This window comes from Psychrobacter sp. Ps4, assembly GCF_022129285.1.
GTDB classification, from domain to species: Bacteria; Pseudomonadota; Gammaproteobacteria; order Pseudomonadales; family Moraxellaceae; genus Psychrobacter; species Psychrobacter immobilis_A.
Map to the genome: position 1 here is coordinate 41,604 of NZ_JADQAK010000017.1, position 15,510 is coordinate 57,113.

Sequence of the window (15,510 nt, forward strand, 5' to 3'; positions counted from 1 at the left end):
AAAGGGGTTAAGCGTAATTGCTGACCAACCATTAAAAAAATTGTCATGTTTATTGCTTAAAAACAATCTTATTCATAGCCACAGTCATAAAATTAAACGCAAAAAAAGACCAATCCGAAGATCAGTCTTTTTTATAAATGTAAATTTTTATACGTTAACGATTATTTGTTTTCGTTATAGTTCTTAGCCGCTTTTACAAAGCTGTTGAACAGTGGATGACCACCGCGTGGCGAGCTGGTAAATTCAGGATGGAACTGTACGGCGACAAACCAAGGATGATCAGCAATCTCGACCGATTCTACTAGATGCTGCTTGGCAGAATAACCAGATATGGTCATGCCTGCTTGCTCTAATGGCTCGATATAGCGATTGTTCATCTCATAACGATGGCGATGACGTTCAGTGATATTTTTGGCACCATAGATTTGGCTAAGCTTGCTGCCAGCAACCAGTTCGGCTTGCTGCGCGCCTAGACGCATAGTGCCACCAAGGTCAGAGTCATCGCTACGAATCTGTAATTCGCCTCGCTCATCTAACCACTCAGTGATGAGACCAATGATAGGCTCTGCCGTTTTGCGATCAAACTCAGAAGAGTTGGCATCGATTTTGAGTACATTACGCGCGTATTCAATCACTGCTAGCTGCATACCAAGGCAAATACCTAAATATGGCACGTTGTTTTCACGAGCATAAGTGATGGCTTTTATCTTACCATTGGTACCGCGCTCACCAAAACCACCCGGTACTAGGATGGCATCGGCATTGTATAGCTGCGCCAATAAGCTATCATCGTCTTCTAGACGCTCAGCATCAACATAGTCAATTTTGACATCGGCTTTATGAGTGATACCAGCATGCAGCAGTGCTTCGTTGATCGACTTATAAGCATCAGGTAACTCGACGTATTTACCAACCATCGCTACCGTAAGGCTCATTTCAGGATTAAGCTGCGCTTCAACCACTTTGTCCCAATCACTCAAATCTGCTTCTGGTACATCTAAACCAAAACGCTCACAGATCAAATCATCAAGATCCTGCTCATGAAGCGTGCGTGGTATTTGATAAATACTTTGCGCATCTTCACACATAATGACTGCACGCTCTTCCACATTGGTGAACAACGCTATTTTGCGACGGTTGTCTTGCGAGATGTGGTGATCAGAGCGGCAAATCAATATGTCAGGCTGCAAACCGATAGAACGTAGCTCTTTTACTGAATGCTGCGTTGGTTTGGTTTTGGTTTCGCCTGCACTAGCAATGTAAGGAACTAGCGTCAAATGCATCAGCATGGCTCTATTGCGACCAAGCTCTACTTGCATTTGGCGGACGGCTTCCATAAATGGTAACGATTCGATGTCACCAACCGTACCGCCAATCTCAATAATAGCGATATCATAACCTTCACCACTGGCTAAGATTTTACTCTTAATTTCATCAGTGATATGTGGAATAACTTGTACTGTACCACCAAGATATTCACCACGGCGCTCTTTATTCAAGACGTTTTGATAGATACGACCACTAGTAAAGTTATTGCTCTTACTCATTTTTGAATGGCGTAAGAAGCGCTCATAGTAACCCAAATCTAAATCAGTCTCTGCACCATCTTCGGTGACGAATACTTCGCCATGCTGGAATGGGCTCATCGTACCTGGATCGACGTTGATGTACGGATCCATCTTGGTCATCGTGACGGTCACGCCACGGGCTTCTAAGACCGCTGCAAGAGAGGCTGCGGTGATACCTTTTCCTAGTGAGGACACTACCCCACCGGTCACAAATATAAACTTGGTCATAGTACTCTGTCGGTAATTGGTAAAGAAGGATTTTACTAAAAATACGTCAAAAAATATAGGGCAAAAGCATAAACTCTTTGAAACATTCAAGTTTTAGTACTTAGCTATTATAACGCACTACCCACTCAAAAAGGATATAACAAAAAAAACTCACCCCGAAGGATGAGTTTTTATAATCAGATTCTAATGCTTAGATTAGAATTTGTATTCTAGACCAGTACCAACTACGAATACTTCAGCATCGCCTTTTACCTTGGCAAGTATGTCTTTATTAGTAATAGGATCTTTAACACCAGTGTTATACATAGTATTAACGTTATCAGCATTGTTCATACCAGCATAGGCATGCATGATGATATTGTCTTTAAAGAAGTACTTACCGCCAACAACGATCTGATCTGATTCAGCGTTATCAATACCAGCTAGATTGTCAGTCTTGTTGTACTGAGTGTAAATAGAAGCTGGACGTGCAAAGTTAGCTAGCGCCATTTGAGCACTCACAACTAGACCTTTTTCTTTTTCAGAACCAGTAAAGTCATAATCTGCAACCTGATACAAAGCACCGAGTGTTATAGGGGCTGCGATGTATTTTCCTAAGTCTACAGTGGCCGTACCACGGATGATATCACCATTGATGTTTTGGTCTTTATCATAAGCCACACCAGCAGTGAAGCCTGTACCTTGGTCAAACATCATTGCAACACCGAAGCCCGCATCATTGTTGAAATTATCATCATCAGAGCTATACATAGCATACAATTCTAATGGTAGGTTATTGTATTTTGGTGCAGCCCAGATCACTGAGCTATTAATACGACCACTATCAGCCATATTCAACGCTTCAACAACGTCGTCTTCCATTTCATTCGTACCCATGTTATCCCAATAGCCTTCGTTAACAACAACGTTGTTAATTTTGTCTAGGCTAGATTGGTTTTTACCAACACGGAACTCACCGAATTGCTTGTTATTAATACCTAGGTATGTATCACGGTTAGAGAAAGTATCATTATCACCATCGATGCTTGTGCCATACTCTAATTGATAAATAACATCAGTATTAGCAGTCATGGCTTCAGAGCCTTTGAAACCTAAACGTGAAGAATGAGAGTTGATTTCTATTGTATCTTCATCAAAGTCATTTACATTACCAACTGAATTATATTCAGCATTAACGTAGTCGGCAGCTAAGAATGCTTTACCATAAACAGTTGGTGCTGCATTGGCTGCAGATACAGATAAGGCAGCAACTGCTGTAGCTAAAAGTAGTTTTTTCATGGGGTATCTCCACTTTACAATTTTAGTAATAAGCTAGCTATTATTAGCTGGTGCTCATAATGGTATCGTCACAAATCCTCAAAGATATAATGTGTAACTGGCTACCGAGATTAGTCAGAAACAAGTGTGGCGAAGTTCTATTACAGTAAGATGAAAAAAACAATGACTTACATAACTGGGATTAAAAAGTAAATGCCATGTAATCTTAGGTCTTTATCGCTCCGTTGCGTAACATCCGTTACCAAACTCATACTTCGAATACAAGCATAACAACTTTGACATAATTTGCAACATTTTTTTTAGATTTTTAAACCCAGTATTTGTTGAACACCATATCTACTATAGAATGTGGTTCATTGTAAAAAAATCCCTATCTGCTCAAATAGATAAAGATATTATTGATTAATATAATTACCAAGAACTTGAAACTATCGTAATGAATACTCTTTGATTAACAAAAATAAAGCCGTACTTGTTCATTAACAAGTACGGCTAATAAAAAATAATAAATGTGGTTTATGACATACTGACAGTCACAATTGAGATCGAAAAATTGCTACAAGAACAGTAAAAAAGGTATTTTCACTGCTCTTGTGTCCAGACTATAACCTTAGTCAATGGCTATCACAGACTTCTTATTAAGTATAAAAGCCAAGAAGAAGCCTCATTTAGTCATGACAGTATCATAATAGAATGTCAAGTATGCCATATTCTAATATTAACCTGCGCAATATTAGCAGCCTGCTTTTAGATCAAGGCGTGCCTGATGTAATAATGGCTCAGTATAGCCACTCGGCTGCTCGCGACCTTTAAACACTAAGTCACAGGCCGCTTTGAATGCATAAGAGTGGTCAAAGCTATCTGCCATCGTCTGATAGTCGCTATCGCCTGCATTTTGCTCATCAACTACTTTTGCCATACGCTTCATCGTATCCATCACTTGTTGCTCACTCACAACATCGTGATGCAACCAGTTGGCAATGTGTTGGCTTGAGATACGTAAAGTTGCACGGTCTTCCATTAGACCAACATCATTGATATCCGGTACTTTAGAACAACCAACGCCTTGGTTTACCCAACGCACAACATATCCTAAGATGCCCTGAGCGTTATTTTCAAGCTCTTGTTGTTTCTCTTCATCTGTCCAATTAGTATTTTTTGCTAATGGAATGGTCAAAATGTCGTCTAAGCTGGCACGCTCACGTGATTTTAGGCTGTCTTGAACATCAGCAACACTCACTTGATGATAGTGCATGCTGTGCAAGGTTGCCCCTGTTGGTGACGGTACCCATGCGGTACTGGCTCCAGACTTAGGATGTGCAGCTTTGGTGTCCATCATCTCTTTCATCTCGTCAGGCTTCGCCCACATGCCTTTACCAATCTGAGCAACACCTTGTAAACCAGTCTCTAAACCGATATCAACGTTCCACTGCTCGTAGGCTGGCTGCCATGCTTGTGACTTCATCTCACCCTTAGGTACAAATGGACCTGCATTCATGCTGGTATGCATCTCATCACCGGTACGATCTAAGAAACCTGTGTTAATGAAAATGACGCGCTCTTTCGCTTGGCGGATGGCTTCTTTCAAGTTGACTGTCATGCGGCGCTCTTCATCCATGATACCGATTTTGATGGTATTACGCTCTAATCCTAATAAGTCTTCTACTGCATTGAATAAATCGTTGGCCATTTTGACTTCTTCAGGACCATGCATTTTTGGTTTAACGATATACATTGAACCTTTACGTGAATTCGATAGCGCATTTTTACCTTTAAGGTCATTGAGCGTTAATAGTGGTGTAATCAAGCCATCCATTAAGCCTTCAAATATTTGTTCTTGACCATCACCCAAGTCGACCAATATTGCAGGGTTTTGCATGAGGTGACCGACGTTACGAATCAGCAATAACGAACGACCTGGCAGGATAAGCTTACCACCATCTGGGGTAGTGTATTCACGATCTGGATTTTGCTGACGTGTGCGGGTTTTGCCACCTTTTTCAAAGGTTTCTAGCAAGTCACCATTCATGAGACCAAGCCAATTGCGATACACTTCCACTTTTTCTTCTGCATCGACGGCAGCGATTGAGTCTTCACAATCTTGAATTGCCGTAATAGCTGACTCTAGCAACACATCTTTGATATGTGCAGGGTCGTCTTTACCGACTGGATGGTTGGCATCTATTTGAATTTCTGCATGCAAACCGTTGTTTTTTAATAAAATACCCGTTGGGCTTTCTGCATCACCGACGAAACCAACGAATTTTTCGGCATCTTTTAGCTCAGTACTACTATCACCTTGGACAATTTCAAGCTTACCATCGACCACTTTAAAGCCGGTTGCATCGTTATATGAACCTGACACCAAGGCAAAGTTTTCATCTAGGAATTGTTTGGCATAAGCAACGACAGCAGCACCGCGAGTTGGGTTGTAACCACCTTTTGCTTCTTGACCATTTTCGTCACTGATAACGTCAGTACCATATAAAGCATCATACAAGCTGCCCCAACGAGCGTTGGTTGCGTTCAATGCGTAGCGCGCATTACGTACTGGTACGACCAACTGCGGGCCTGCAATATGAGCAATCTCGTCATCGACATTTTCTGTGCTAACTTTAAAATCATCGCCTTCTGGCAACAGATAGCCAATCTCTTGTAAGAATGCTTTGTAAGCAGGATAATCAATGTTGCCGTCTTTGGCAGGATGTTGCAGGTGCCACTGGTCAATCTGCGCTTGAATCTTGTCACGAGTTGCAAGCAATGCTTTATTGCGCGGCGTAAACTCCTTAATGACTTTTTCAAAACCTGACCAATAACTATCTGAATCAACACCGACTTTCGGCAGCACTTCGTTTTCAATAAAGTCATACAATTGCTGGTCGATGGCAAGAATGCCTTTTTGAATACGATTAGCGTTAGAAGACTGGCTCATGTTGTTATCCTTATCTGTTCGTGAGGGGTGTGAATACGAAGTTGCTACCGCAATGATTACACATTGTCGGTCTTAGACATCTATTCCAAATTTAGATGAAATACTAAGCAAACCTACTGATATATCATACAAGCTTGTGGTGAATAGCGAATTAACTATTTATGCTATGCTATTAACCTATATTCTTGCCGCATTAGCCATTAGCCATTAGCATGGTCAAAGCATTTATAACGGATGATGGTATCAACCTTGCTTAACGTGCTCAGTGTATGATTTGAGCTCGGTTGCCTTGCACCTACTGTAAACGGCTTCAACTGCATAACATTGGCAAGCATCATCACTGCGACAACACAATATAGCGACACATCAATAGTAAGGCAAAATAGCGCTTAAGCAAAATATCATCCTACTATCAAATAAAGAAATAAACAAGAAAACATCATTCATTAAATAAATACTGGGGTTGTATTATAATGATAACCTATGTGACACAGGCGCTAAGAGGCTTTATTAGTACTCATTGATTAGTACCTGATATCGCATAGACAAACTGTCAGTAATCATTACCTCACGGATTTATGCTTAACTGTTATCTATTTAATATTAGAAAAAGACCTTTTAAACGTTCGATTATGGCAAAAACTATGAATAAAGAAGATATAAGAACCAAGAACAGTAACGACAAAGTTATGAAAGACAGCAATATAGAAGAACCTAGTATAGTAAAAGACGAGATAGATGAGGACGATGTCGATATCGCAAAGCTACGCACCCCGATTAAGGTTGACCTATCTGCTGTTTATAATTTTTTGGGTGCGCGCACAACACAAGCTTGGGTTGATGCGGCGATTGCGAATGTGCCGCTGATCATTCAAGATCATGCCAATTGCGAAAAAAAGGCCGCTGGCACTGCCATGAATCTCATATTCCGCTATGAGTTTTCTTATGATTTGCAGCGTAAATTGGCGCAATTGATACGTGAAGAAATGCTGCATTATGAGCAGGTCTTAGGTATTATGAATGACCGTGGTCAGGCATGGAAATATCTGAGTGCCGGACGTTATGCCAAAGGCATGCTAAAACACAAACGTACTTATGAGCCAGCAGCGATGGTTGATGTATTGATAATTGGCGCATTTATCGAAGCACGCTCTTGTGAACGTTTTGCCGCCCTTGCTGAGGTCATCGACGACGAACGTTTGGCAAAGTATTATCGCTACTTACTTAAGTCGGAGAGTCGTCACTTTGAGGATTATTTAGCCTTGGCTCAATCACTGTCTGAGGATGATATTGACGAGCGTGTCGCATTTTTCAAAGAAGTAGAAGCAGAACTAATTTCTAGCCCAGATCATGAGCTACGCTTTCATAGCGGCACACCTGCTTAAATACATAATATTAGGTATCATTTTCGATTAGATACTCTCTTATACAATAAAAATTATACAGACAATAAGTGAAGTAACTAACCAAGCTTCATCCTCTGGTCTTCTAATTCACTTATTAGCCTTTTATTTGAACTTCGTTATAGAAAAATGAATGGTTATTTATCATCTTTCATTAATGAGCTGTCATACTGTTTACTATCCTTCGCAACATGATGAGGATCGTGATCATCGGTTGCCCTTTCTGCTGCTGCTGGATTGACTTTTTGTAGCGCATCATCAGGTACGATACCATGGTTATCGTTCGCATCTCTTAACTGACGGTCTTCTTGGTTGACAGCCTTGTCATCTGGCGTATTCATCATTACTCCTTATTATTATCATCATAATCATTCTATAAAGATAAAAAATCTGTATTTAATCAATTTTTCATAAAAAGCTATTAATCTTTTTCATCAGGATTTAACACTCGCGTTTGGGCATTATCGATATTTGCATAACGATTCATGTTGTTAATACCTTCACTTTTGGATGTCTCGCTAACCATCGTATGCTCATTCACGCCATCATCAAAGGCGTTACCTTCTTGGTCTCGGCGACCAGGCTGACGTGCAGGGTTGTCATTATCATTGATATGCTCTGAGTTGACGACGCCTTCTTTAAAAGTATCCGTTCCTTTATTTTCAGTGATGTTCTTTTCAATGCCACTATCAGCATCACTATGCTCATTAGAAGTAGGACTACTAGAGAAGCTATTAGCAGAATCATGACTATTGATTGAGTCATCATTTTCACTGATGCGTGTCTTGGTGAGTGCTGGATCGTTGGTTTGCATGGCTATCTCCTTATTATTGTTATTCGTGTTTTGGCAACTGCTTAAAGTTTTGATGGCGGTTTAGCAAATGGTGAGACTAATTTAATACCCATCTCAACCTAGCCGGCAATTTATACTATTCATTGCCTTCTTGGCTTAGGTCATAGGCATTCAAATCTGCGACGTTCTTGCCACCAGCGGGTAAATTCTCTTCTTTACGAGGGTCAACATATATCTCGTCGGTTTCTTGCGACTCTTGTTGTGGACCATCGATATTAGGTTCGTGCTTACGACCTTCATAACTGTCTTGTGCATTGTCTGGGCGTAAGGCGGCTGGATCGCGAACTGGTACCGCTTCTTCGTGATTTGGATGGGTATTATTTGGCATTGCAGATCCCTCGCATCAATATGTCATTAATAGATAAAATAAGTTAATCCGAATATTCATGTCACAGCTTATTTATCATTTATCCGTACGTAAATCATCTTCAATAAAAGAAGTTTGCTCGTCTTTATTTAATGCCTCAGGCACATCAACCCCTTTATTATCTTTGAGATTCCGCGCAATTTGCTGACTATCTGCTTGCTCAGCAGCTTTTTTGATATCTGATGTGTCGTTATCGGTATTGCTCATAAGGTGTTTCCTATTTTTATAATTCGCTGATTTATGCAGTCCCTGCTCTTTATCGTCATACGATCAATTTTGCATGAATTACTAGAGTGCTAATGGTTTATTAAACCATCAAATCCGTTTAATAATAGCGTAAGGGCTGACCTTGATTATAAGGATGAGATAACGGATTGCACCAGTGTGCTGCCGTATCAATATGTGAATAAATGTGAGGTTACAAGACAGTTTGTAACTTAGACAAATCGTTTGTCCAAAAAAAACCAAGCATAGAGAATACTCTATACTTGGTTTTTTGCTTGATATTTATTGATTGTAAAAACGTCTTTACCGCTTTGAAGATGTCGTTGAAATATTAAGCTAGCTTGATGCGTCAACGCCATTAATCACTTTTAATAAATACTCTTGAGCAGTATGCGGCGTTTCACCTGCGGCTGGTTGCAGCTGCTGCCAAACACCATCACCGCTAAGTATCCACGCTTGGGTATTGTCTTTCAGATAGTTAAGTAGACCGTCTTGATATACTTGTTTAAACAGTTTTTTGTCTTCGATTGGAAACGCCACTTCGACGCGATGGAATAAATTACGATCCATCCAGTCTGCACTACCACAATATAAGCGCTCGTCGCCATTATTATAGAAATAATAAACACGCGTATGCTCTAAAAAACGCCCGATAACAGAGCGTACAGTAATGTTTTCTGACAGACCTTTTACTTGCGGACGCAAACAACACATGGAGCGTAAAATGAGCTCGATTTTGACGCCTGCTTGCGAGGCATCATATAACTTGCTAATCAATCGACGTTCGGTTAAAGCGTTAACCTTAACGATAATATGAGCGCGCTTGCCGGCTTTTGCATGAGCAATTTCATCATCGATAAAGCTTATCAACTTATCATGCAAGGTAAAAGGCGCATGCAGCAGCTTTTTGAGATTGGCAGGCTTACCCATTCCCGTCAGCTCTTGAAATATATTATGTACATCCTCTGAGATATCAGGATCTGCGCTAAATAAACCATAATCGGTATAAACTTTGGCATTGGCGGCATGATAGTTGCCCGTCCCTAAATGCACATAGCGGCGAATTCTATCATCCTCACGGCGCACAATAAGCATCAGCTTGGCGTGGGTTTTATAGCCGACAATCCCGTAAACAACGACCGCACCCGCTTCTTGCAAATAATTGGCGACGGCGATATTAGAGGCTTCATCGAAACGCGCACGCAGCTCGATGACGGCAGTCACTTCTTTGCCATTACGAGCAGCAGCAGCCAATGCTTTAACGATTTCTGAATTGGTGCCTGAGCGGTACAATGTCTGCTTAATCGCTAACACTTTTGGATCGCTCGCCGCTTGCCAAAGCAGATTGATAATCGGTGAAAATGCATGAAAAGGATGATGCACCAGCACATCGCTTTTACGCATGGCGGCAAACATACTGGTTGCTTTGTCCAGCTTATCCATCTCACGGCGGAACTCTTTTGGCACTACATGGGTAAAGGGCTGATAGCGCAGCGCTGGAATATTGAAATCAAACAATAAGCGCGTTAAGTTGACAGGACCATTGACGCGGTACAGCTGATTGTCATGCAGCTCAAATTCATTGAGCAAATAATCACTGATAGGCGTTGGACAATCGGTTGTGACTTCTAGCCGCACTTTATCACCGAAGCGGCGGTTTTCTAGCTCGCCCTCCAGAGCCTTAGCAATATCTTCAACATCATCAGCCAAATCTAAATCGGCATTGCGCGTCAGTCTAAACTGATGGCAGCCAGTCACACTCATCCCAGGGAACAGCTCACCGATATGCTCATGGATAATAGCTGAGAGCATGACATGGTGTTCTTTGCCACCTGTCAGCTCATCAGGCAGGCGAATTACGCGCGGCAAACTGCGCGGTGCGGGCACAATCGCTAGATTGATATCACGACCAAAGGCATCTTTACCTTCTAAGGTAGCGATGAAGTTTAAGCTCTTATTGACCAAACGCGGAAACGGATGCGCTGGATCGATACTAATCGGTGTCAACACTGGCGATACTTGCTCAGTGAAGTAGCGCTTCATCCATGCCGATTGCTCAGCATTTAGCTCATCGCGTTTTAGATAACGGATATCCTCAAGCGCCAGTGCTGGTAAGATATCTTCATTGAGAATACGATACTGCTCAGCGATGGCATCGTGCATTACGGTGGATATCTCATTCAGCACCTCACTGGGACGCATGCCATGAACACTGGTCGAGACATCACCCATATTGAGCTTTTGCATAATACCTGCGACACGAATCTCAAAAAACTCATCGATATTCGATGAGAAAATAATCAAGAAAAACAAGCGCTCAAGTAGCGGATGACGAGGACTTGCCGCCTGCGCTAAGACACGTAAATGAAACTGTAATAAAGATAAGTCGCGATTGATATAACTGCTGGGTGAATAGCTGCCGTCTTCTGAACGCTGCCATGCAACCTCAGTTAAATTGTCATTGCGACTCTCTGTATGGCTTTTATTATCAACTGCTATCACTGTATTATTGCTATCAGTGTCCTGCTTATTATTCACATCCATCACGTCACTACTCCTTTGCGTTATCGATATGCCATCATCTTCAATACCAATTGTCTTTTATAATTGCTTTTTCACTAAGAAATTTATCAGGGTTCTTTCTTCATTCATTACTACTCGAAACTGCCATTCAAAACTATCACTTAAAACTATCACTTAAAACTATCACTTAAAACTATCGCTTAAAACCGTCACTTAAAACTATCATTCAAAAACACGGCGCTATTTGTTAAATAGTATTAGGTACAATCCATTAAGCTGATTGTGGTAACACCGCATTGCTCATTCGCTTTTTGATAATACGTTGTTTATTGCGTAAACGTCTATCACCCTGATTGTCTTCGTAGTATTTTGGATTGGTTAACATAGCAATAAGTAAGGCTGATTCATCACGGTTCAGCTTGGCAGCAGACTTATTAAAGTAGTGCTGAGCTGCTGCTTCGATACCATAAATACCATTGCCAAACTCTGCCACATTGAGATAAGCGGTCAAGATACGCTGCTTGTCCCATAATGTTTCAATCATGACAGTGATAATCGCTTCCTCAATTTTACGAACATACGAGCGATGCGAGGTCAAAAATAAGTTTTTTGCTAGCTGCTGGGTAATCGTTGAACCACCAGCGGACATCTTACCCGTCTCTTCATTTTTCTTACGTGCCGCTTCAATGCCTTTGAAATCAAAACCATTGTGCTGACTAAATGTCGAATCCTCACTCACTATCGCGGCTTGTTTGGCAGATTTTGCGATGGCATCGTATTCAGCCCAAGTCTGGGTGACAGTACCACCCGTCAAACGATGAGTCAGCATAAACATGCTGTTATTAATCGGCTGCGTTTTCCAAATTAATAGTAGCCCAGCGACTAATACATGAAATGCGACGACCAATAGCATGATTGCCATCAATAATCGTTTGAAAAATTTGCCAAAACTTGCCATGCGCGATATCCAAGTGATTGAAAAGGTAATAAGATAAGATGAGCTGAAGAGCCAGTAATTAAAAACAGCAGGTCATCTTACCTAATCTCACAATCGCTGTCATTATTTACCCCACTTCTTTATCATGCCATAGAGTCTACGTAAACAAGATCAGGCAGTATTTATGCTGGCAATCGAAGTCCTAACAACCGAAACTTTGTGACAAGTATTAAGACAAGAGAATAAATATGTACGATGATAATAATATAAAAGCCTTACGGGAACGTATGGTTGCTGCAAACCCCGATCTTGGTTATGCTGAAAATAATGATAAATGGTGGCTACTTGGAACGTCTGGCTGTCATTTGTGCGACATCGCGAAGCAAGTGCTGACTCAATTTCAAGCCGTACAGCCGATTGCCTATCAACAGGTCGATATCGCTCATTTCGATGAACCATTGATGATGGAATTTGCCACCACTATTCCGGTGATTTTGACACCATCAACACGATTAAATTATCCATTTTCAGTCATGGATTTGCAGCAACTTTTCATGCAATCATACATAGCAAACCAACAATAAAAAAACGATGTAGTGAGAACATAATGAAAAATTTGAGCAAAATTACTGAAATTGAAGACCTGCGCCGCGTTGCCGAACGTAAAGTACCGCGTATGTTTTATGATTATGTCGATTCAGGCTCATGGACTGAGACGACTTATCGTAGCAATGAAACCGACTTTGACCGTATCAAGTTACGCCAACGGGTATTGGTAGATATGGACAATCGCAGTCTAGCAACCCAGATGATTGGTGAAGAGGTAAAAATGCCCGTCGCCATCGCGCCCACTGGCTTTACCGGTATGATGTGGGCGGATGGCGAGATTCATGCAGCGCGGGCAGCAGAAAAATTCGGCGTGCCGTTTTCGCTATCGACCATGAGTATCTGCTCTATCGAAGATATCGCCACCCATACTAGCAAGCCGTTTTGGTTTCAGCTATATGTGATGCGTGACCACGAATACGTTGCCAATCTCATTCAACGGGCAAAAGACGCCAATTGTTCGGCGTTGATTCTTACCGCGGATTTACAAGTGCTGGGACAGCGCCATAAGGACATCAAAAATGGCTTGTCTGCACCGCCTAGACCTACACTTGCCAATATCGTCAACTTGATGACCAAGCCGCAGTGGTGTATGAATATGCTGGGCACCAAACGTCATAGCTTTGGCAATATCGTCGGTCATGCAAAAGGAGTGGACGACTTATCTTCTCTCACCGCTTGGACGGAAGAGCAATTTGATCCGCGCTTGAGCTGGGATGACGTGGCACGCATCAAAGATATGTGGGGTGGCAAATTAATTATTAAAGGTATCATGGAACCTGAAGATGCCATTATGGCTGCTCGTAGCGGTGCCGATGCACTGGTCGTCTCAAACCACGGTGGTCGTCAATTAGATGGCGCCCTCTCCTCCATCTCGGCGCTATCTGATATCGTACAAGCGGTGCATGCTGAAAATAGCGATATCGAGGTGTGGTTAGACAGCGGCATTCGCTCGGGTCAGGATGTGCTAAAAGCGCGCGCATTGGGTGCAAAAGGCACGATGATTGGTCGCGCTTTTCTTTACGGTCTGGGCGCTTATGGCGAAGATGGCGTGCGCCGTGCACTGGAAATCATCCATAAAGAATGCGATCTATCGATGGCGTTCTGTGGTCATACCGATATCAATAAGGTCACCACTGATATATTGGTAAAATGCACTTATGAGAACCTCAAAGTTGCTAATCGTTAAATTTGTCATTAAAACTATCCACTATTAAGAGTACTAGGGCGCATCCTCATTTTAAAAATGGTGATAAAAATGAGATAAATTGCCGTCAAACAAGGAAGATAGCACAGTTAATATCGAGATATTGATAAGCTATTTGACGATGTTTAACAAAATTTAGCCATGTTTAGCCTATTTAGAGAGTAATTGATTGAATTGAAGACATGCCCTACTCATCAAATCATAATGTCATACAGATGTATGACATTATTTGACCAGACCCTTTATACTCTATTTATAACATTCTAATGATATCTCACCTTTATGACCATTCAACAATTATTAAAAACAGCCCCTGTCACCACCCTATTACTAGCCAGCTTTATTGGGTTATTCATCATGCAAGTACTGACAGGCGTCGATGCCAATAATCCATCGACTGAGGCGCTCTTGAAATGGGGTGCCAATGCATTGCCATTTACCATGGGCGATGAGCCGTGGCGCTTGGTCAGCAGTGCCTTTTTACACATTGGCTTGATGCATTTATTGTTCAATGGATTTGCCATGTATTTCTTTGGGCAGATTGCCGAGCCGATGTTTGGCTCAGCCAAGTTTTTGGCATTGTTTTTACTGGCGGCGATCGGAGGCAACTTACTGAATAACTATGTCACGTGGCATAGTATTGTAGAAGGAACTGGTCAACCGGGTCTATCGGCTGGGGCGTCAGGTGGCATCATGGGTATCGGCGCGGCATTATTAATAGCTGCGCTGTTTAAAATATCGGTCAATGGCATGGTACTCAACCTTAAGAGCTTGATATTTATCATGGGCATTAACCTTGTTTATGGTTTTGCCGTACCGGGTATTGATAATGCGGGGCATATTGGCGGCGCGGTGACTGGCTTAGTGATTGCCCTGGCATTCGCAATCGCCTACCGTCAGCGTATGACAATAGCGCTACAGAATATGCCTAACCCAGCTACTTATGAAGACCATTATCGAACGACTTATATCAATTTTCCAGTAAGCAGCGATACTGATTCTTCTGCTAATAATGAGCACTTTAATAATGCTGATTTTGACAATAACAGCAGTTTCCACCCCGACTCTGCTGTAAACTCACACTTAAATACTCATGCTAATCACAGCCACCTTAGTGAACAAGAAACACCGACCAAATCTATCCTTATTTGGCAATTACTACCATGGCTAATGATGCTACTGATTAGCATTGGCTTTATTTGGTGGTGGCAAGATATTCATGATCAAATACTACAAGTATTAAAAACCATTGAGTAAACTTTCATAGTTATTTATCATTGCTAAATAGTTCATGATAACAGCTTATTGGTTAGGTTTTCCTTACTCGCTTCTTGCTACAGTCAGAGCACTTTTAAACCGCTACGGTGTTACCCGCTCTAGATG

General features: G+C 41.7%; 13 protein-coding genes. 4 read left to right on the forward strand and 9 right to left on the reverse strand.

Translation table 11 applies throughout. The features are described 5' to 3' along the window. Nucleotides 1-161: 161 nt before the first annotated feature. The 3 genes from I3252_RS10465 to I3252_RS10475 form a co-directional block, all read right to left on the reverse strand. On the reverse strand, nucleotides 162-1,796 hold the full coding sequence (locus tag I3252_RS10465; protein ID WP_238035145.1) for a CTP synthase: 1,635 nt from the start codon (nucleotides 1,794-1,796) through the stop codon (nucleotides 162-164). Between the two features lie 195 nt (nucleotides 1,797-1,991). Beyond that, complete coding sequence (locus I3252_RS10470; RefSeq protein ID WP_060491653.1) at nucleotides 1,992-3,074, reverse strand: porin; 1,083 nt, start codon at nucleotides 3,072-3,074, stop codon at nucleotides 1,992-1,994. Nucleotides 3,075-3,807: 733 nt separating this feature from the next. Continuing rightward, nucleotides 3,808-6,006, reverse strand: coding sequence for a malate synthase G (locus tag I3252_RS10475; RefSeq protein WP_238035146.1), 2,199 nt, complete (start codon nucleotides 6,004-6,006; stop codon nucleotides 3,808-3,810). 632 nt (nucleotides 6,007-6,638) lie between these two features. On the opposite strand from I3252_RS10475, the gene I3252_RS10480 reads away from it, so the two are divergent. Further along, complete coding sequence (locus I3252_RS10480) at nucleotides 6,639-7,391, forward strand: tRNA-(ms[2]io[6]A)-hydroxylase (RefSeq protein ID WP_238035147.1); 753 nt, start codon at nucleotides 6,639-6,641, stop codon at nucleotides 7,389-7,391. 155 nt (nucleotides 7,392-7,546) lie between these two features. Here the strand turns inward: I3252_RS10480 and I3252_RS10485 are convergent, their stop codons facing one another. The 6 genes from I3252_RS10485 to mtgA all read right to left on the reverse strand — a co-directional run bounded on the left by I3252_RS10485 (nucleotide 7,547) and on the right by mtgA (nucleotide 12,335). Next, nucleotides 7,547-7,750 (reverse strand): hypothetical protein, encoded by a 204-nt coding sequence (locus I3252_RS10485; protein WP_055125155.1) that lies wholly within the window; start codon nucleotides 7,748-7,750, stop codon nucleotides 7,547-7,549. A gap of 80 nt (nucleotides 7,751-7,830) precedes the next feature. Then, entirely contained in the window at nucleotides 7,831-8,223 is a 393-nt protein-coding gene (locus I3252_RS10490; RefSeq protein WP_238035148.1) for a hypothetical protein, read from the reverse strand. A 115-nt stretch (nucleotides 8,224-8,338) separates the two neighbouring features. Next, entirely contained in the window at nucleotides 8,339-8,590 is a 252-nt protein-coding gene (locus I3252_RS10495) for a hypothetical protein (protein ID WP_238035149.1), read from the reverse strand. 75 nt (nucleotides 8,591-8,665) lie between these two features. Then, nucleotides 8,666-8,836 carry a hypothetical protein gene (locus tag I3252_RS10500; protein ID WP_238035150.1) on the reverse strand — a complete coding sequence of 57 codons (171 nt, stop codon included), beginning with the start codon at nucleotides 8,834-8,836 and terminating at the stop codon, nucleotides 8,666-8,668. 354 nt (nucleotides 8,837-9,190) lie between these two features. Next, on the reverse strand, nucleotides 9,191-11,398 hold the full coding sequence (gene ppk1 / locus I3252_RS10505; protein WP_238035167.1) for a polyphosphate kinase 1: 2,208 nt from the start codon (nucleotides 11,396-11,398) through the stop codon (nucleotides 9,191-9,193). A 250-nt stretch (nucleotides 11,399-11,648) separates the two neighbouring features. Further along, on the reverse strand, nucleotides 11,649-12,335 hold the full coding sequence (mtgA, locus tag I3252_RS10510) for a monofunctional biosynthetic peptidoglycan transglycosylase (RefSeq protein ID WP_238035151.1): 687 nt from the start codon (nucleotides 12,333-12,335) through the stop codon (nucleotides 11,649-11,651). A 227-nt stretch (nucleotides 12,336-12,562) separates the two neighbouring features. Here mtgA and I3252_RS10515 point away from each other — a divergent pair, with 227 nt between their 5' ends. The 3 genes from I3252_RS10515 to I3252_RS10525 all read left to right on the forward strand — a co-directional run bounded on the left by I3252_RS10515 (nucleotide 12,563) and on the right by I3252_RS10525 (nucleotide 15,384). Then, nucleotides 12,563-12,898: a glutaredoxin family protein gene (locus I3252_RS10515; protein WP_238035152.1), complete on the forward strand. Its 336-nt coding sequence runs from the start codon at nucleotides 12,563-12,565 to the stop codon at nucleotides 12,896-12,898. Nucleotides 12,899-12,921: 23 nt separating this feature from the next. Beyond that, a complete protein-coding gene (locus I3252_RS10520) occupies nucleotides 12,922-14,109 on the forward strand; it encodes an alpha-hydroxy acid oxidase (protein WP_275949302.1) in 1,188 nt (395 codons plus the stop codon). A 300-nt stretch (nucleotides 14,110-14,409) separates the two neighbouring features. Continuing rightward, entirely contained in the window at nucleotides 14,410-15,384 is a 975-nt protein-coding gene (locus I3252_RS10525; protein ID WP_238035153.1) for a rhomboid family intramembrane serine protease, read from the forward strand. Nucleotides 15,385-15,510 lie beyond the last annotated feature (126 nt).

Excerpts from the sequence above, each read along its gene's own strand:
- I3252_RS10520 (WP_275949302.1), top strand. The coding sequence starts at position 12,922 with ATGAAAAATTTGAGCAAAATTACTGAAATTGAAGACCTGCGCCGCGTT.
- ppk1 (WP_238035167.1), bottom strand. The coding sequence starts at position 11,398 with ATGGATGTGAATAATAAGCAGGACACTGATAGCAATAATACAGTGATA.
- I3252_RS10470 (WP_060491653.1), bottom strand. The coding sequence starts at position 3,074 with ATGAAAAAACTACTTTTAGCTACAGCAGTTGCTGCCTTATCTGTATCT.
- I3252_RS10465 (WP_238035145.1), bottom strand. The coding sequence starts at position 1,796 with ATGACCAAGTTTATATTTGTGACCGGTGGGGTAGTGTCCTCACTAGGA.
- I3252_RS10500 (WP_238035150.1), bottom strand. The coding sequence starts at position 8,836 with ATGAGCAATACCGATAACGACACATCAGATATCAAAAAAGCTGCTGAG.
- I3252_RS10490 (WP_238035148.1), bottom strand. The coding sequence starts at position 8,223 with ATGCAAACCAACGATCCAGCACTCACCAAGACACGCATCAGTGAAAAT.
- I3252_RS10525 (WP_238035153.1), top strand. The coding sequence starts at position 14,410 with ATGACCATTCAACAATTATTAAAAACAGCCCCTGTCACCACCCTATTA.
- I3252_RS10485 (WP_055125155.1), bottom strand. The coding sequence starts at position 7,750 with ATGAATACGCCAGATGACAAGGCTGTCAACCAAGAAGACCGTCAGTTA.
- I3252_RS10495 (WP_238035149.1), bottom strand. The coding sequence starts at position 8,590 with ATGCCAAATAATACCCATCCAAATCACGAAGAAGCGGTACCAGTTCGC.
- I3252_RS10480 (WP_238035147.1), top strand. The coding sequence starts at position 6,639 with ATGGCAAAAACTATGAATAAAGAAGATATAAGAACCAAGAACAGTAAC.
- I3252_RS10515 (WP_238035152.1), top strand. The coding sequence starts at position 12,563 with ATGTACGATGATAATAATATAAAAGCCTTACGGGAACGTATGGTTGCT.
- mtgA (WP_238035151.1), bottom strand. The coding sequence starts at position 12,335 with ATGGCAAGTTTTGGCAAATTTTTCAAACGATTATTGATGGCAATCATG.
- I3252_RS10475 (WP_238035146.1), bottom strand. The coding sequence starts at position 6,006 with ATGAGCCAGTCTTCTAACGCTAATCGTATTCAAAAAGGCATTCTTGCC.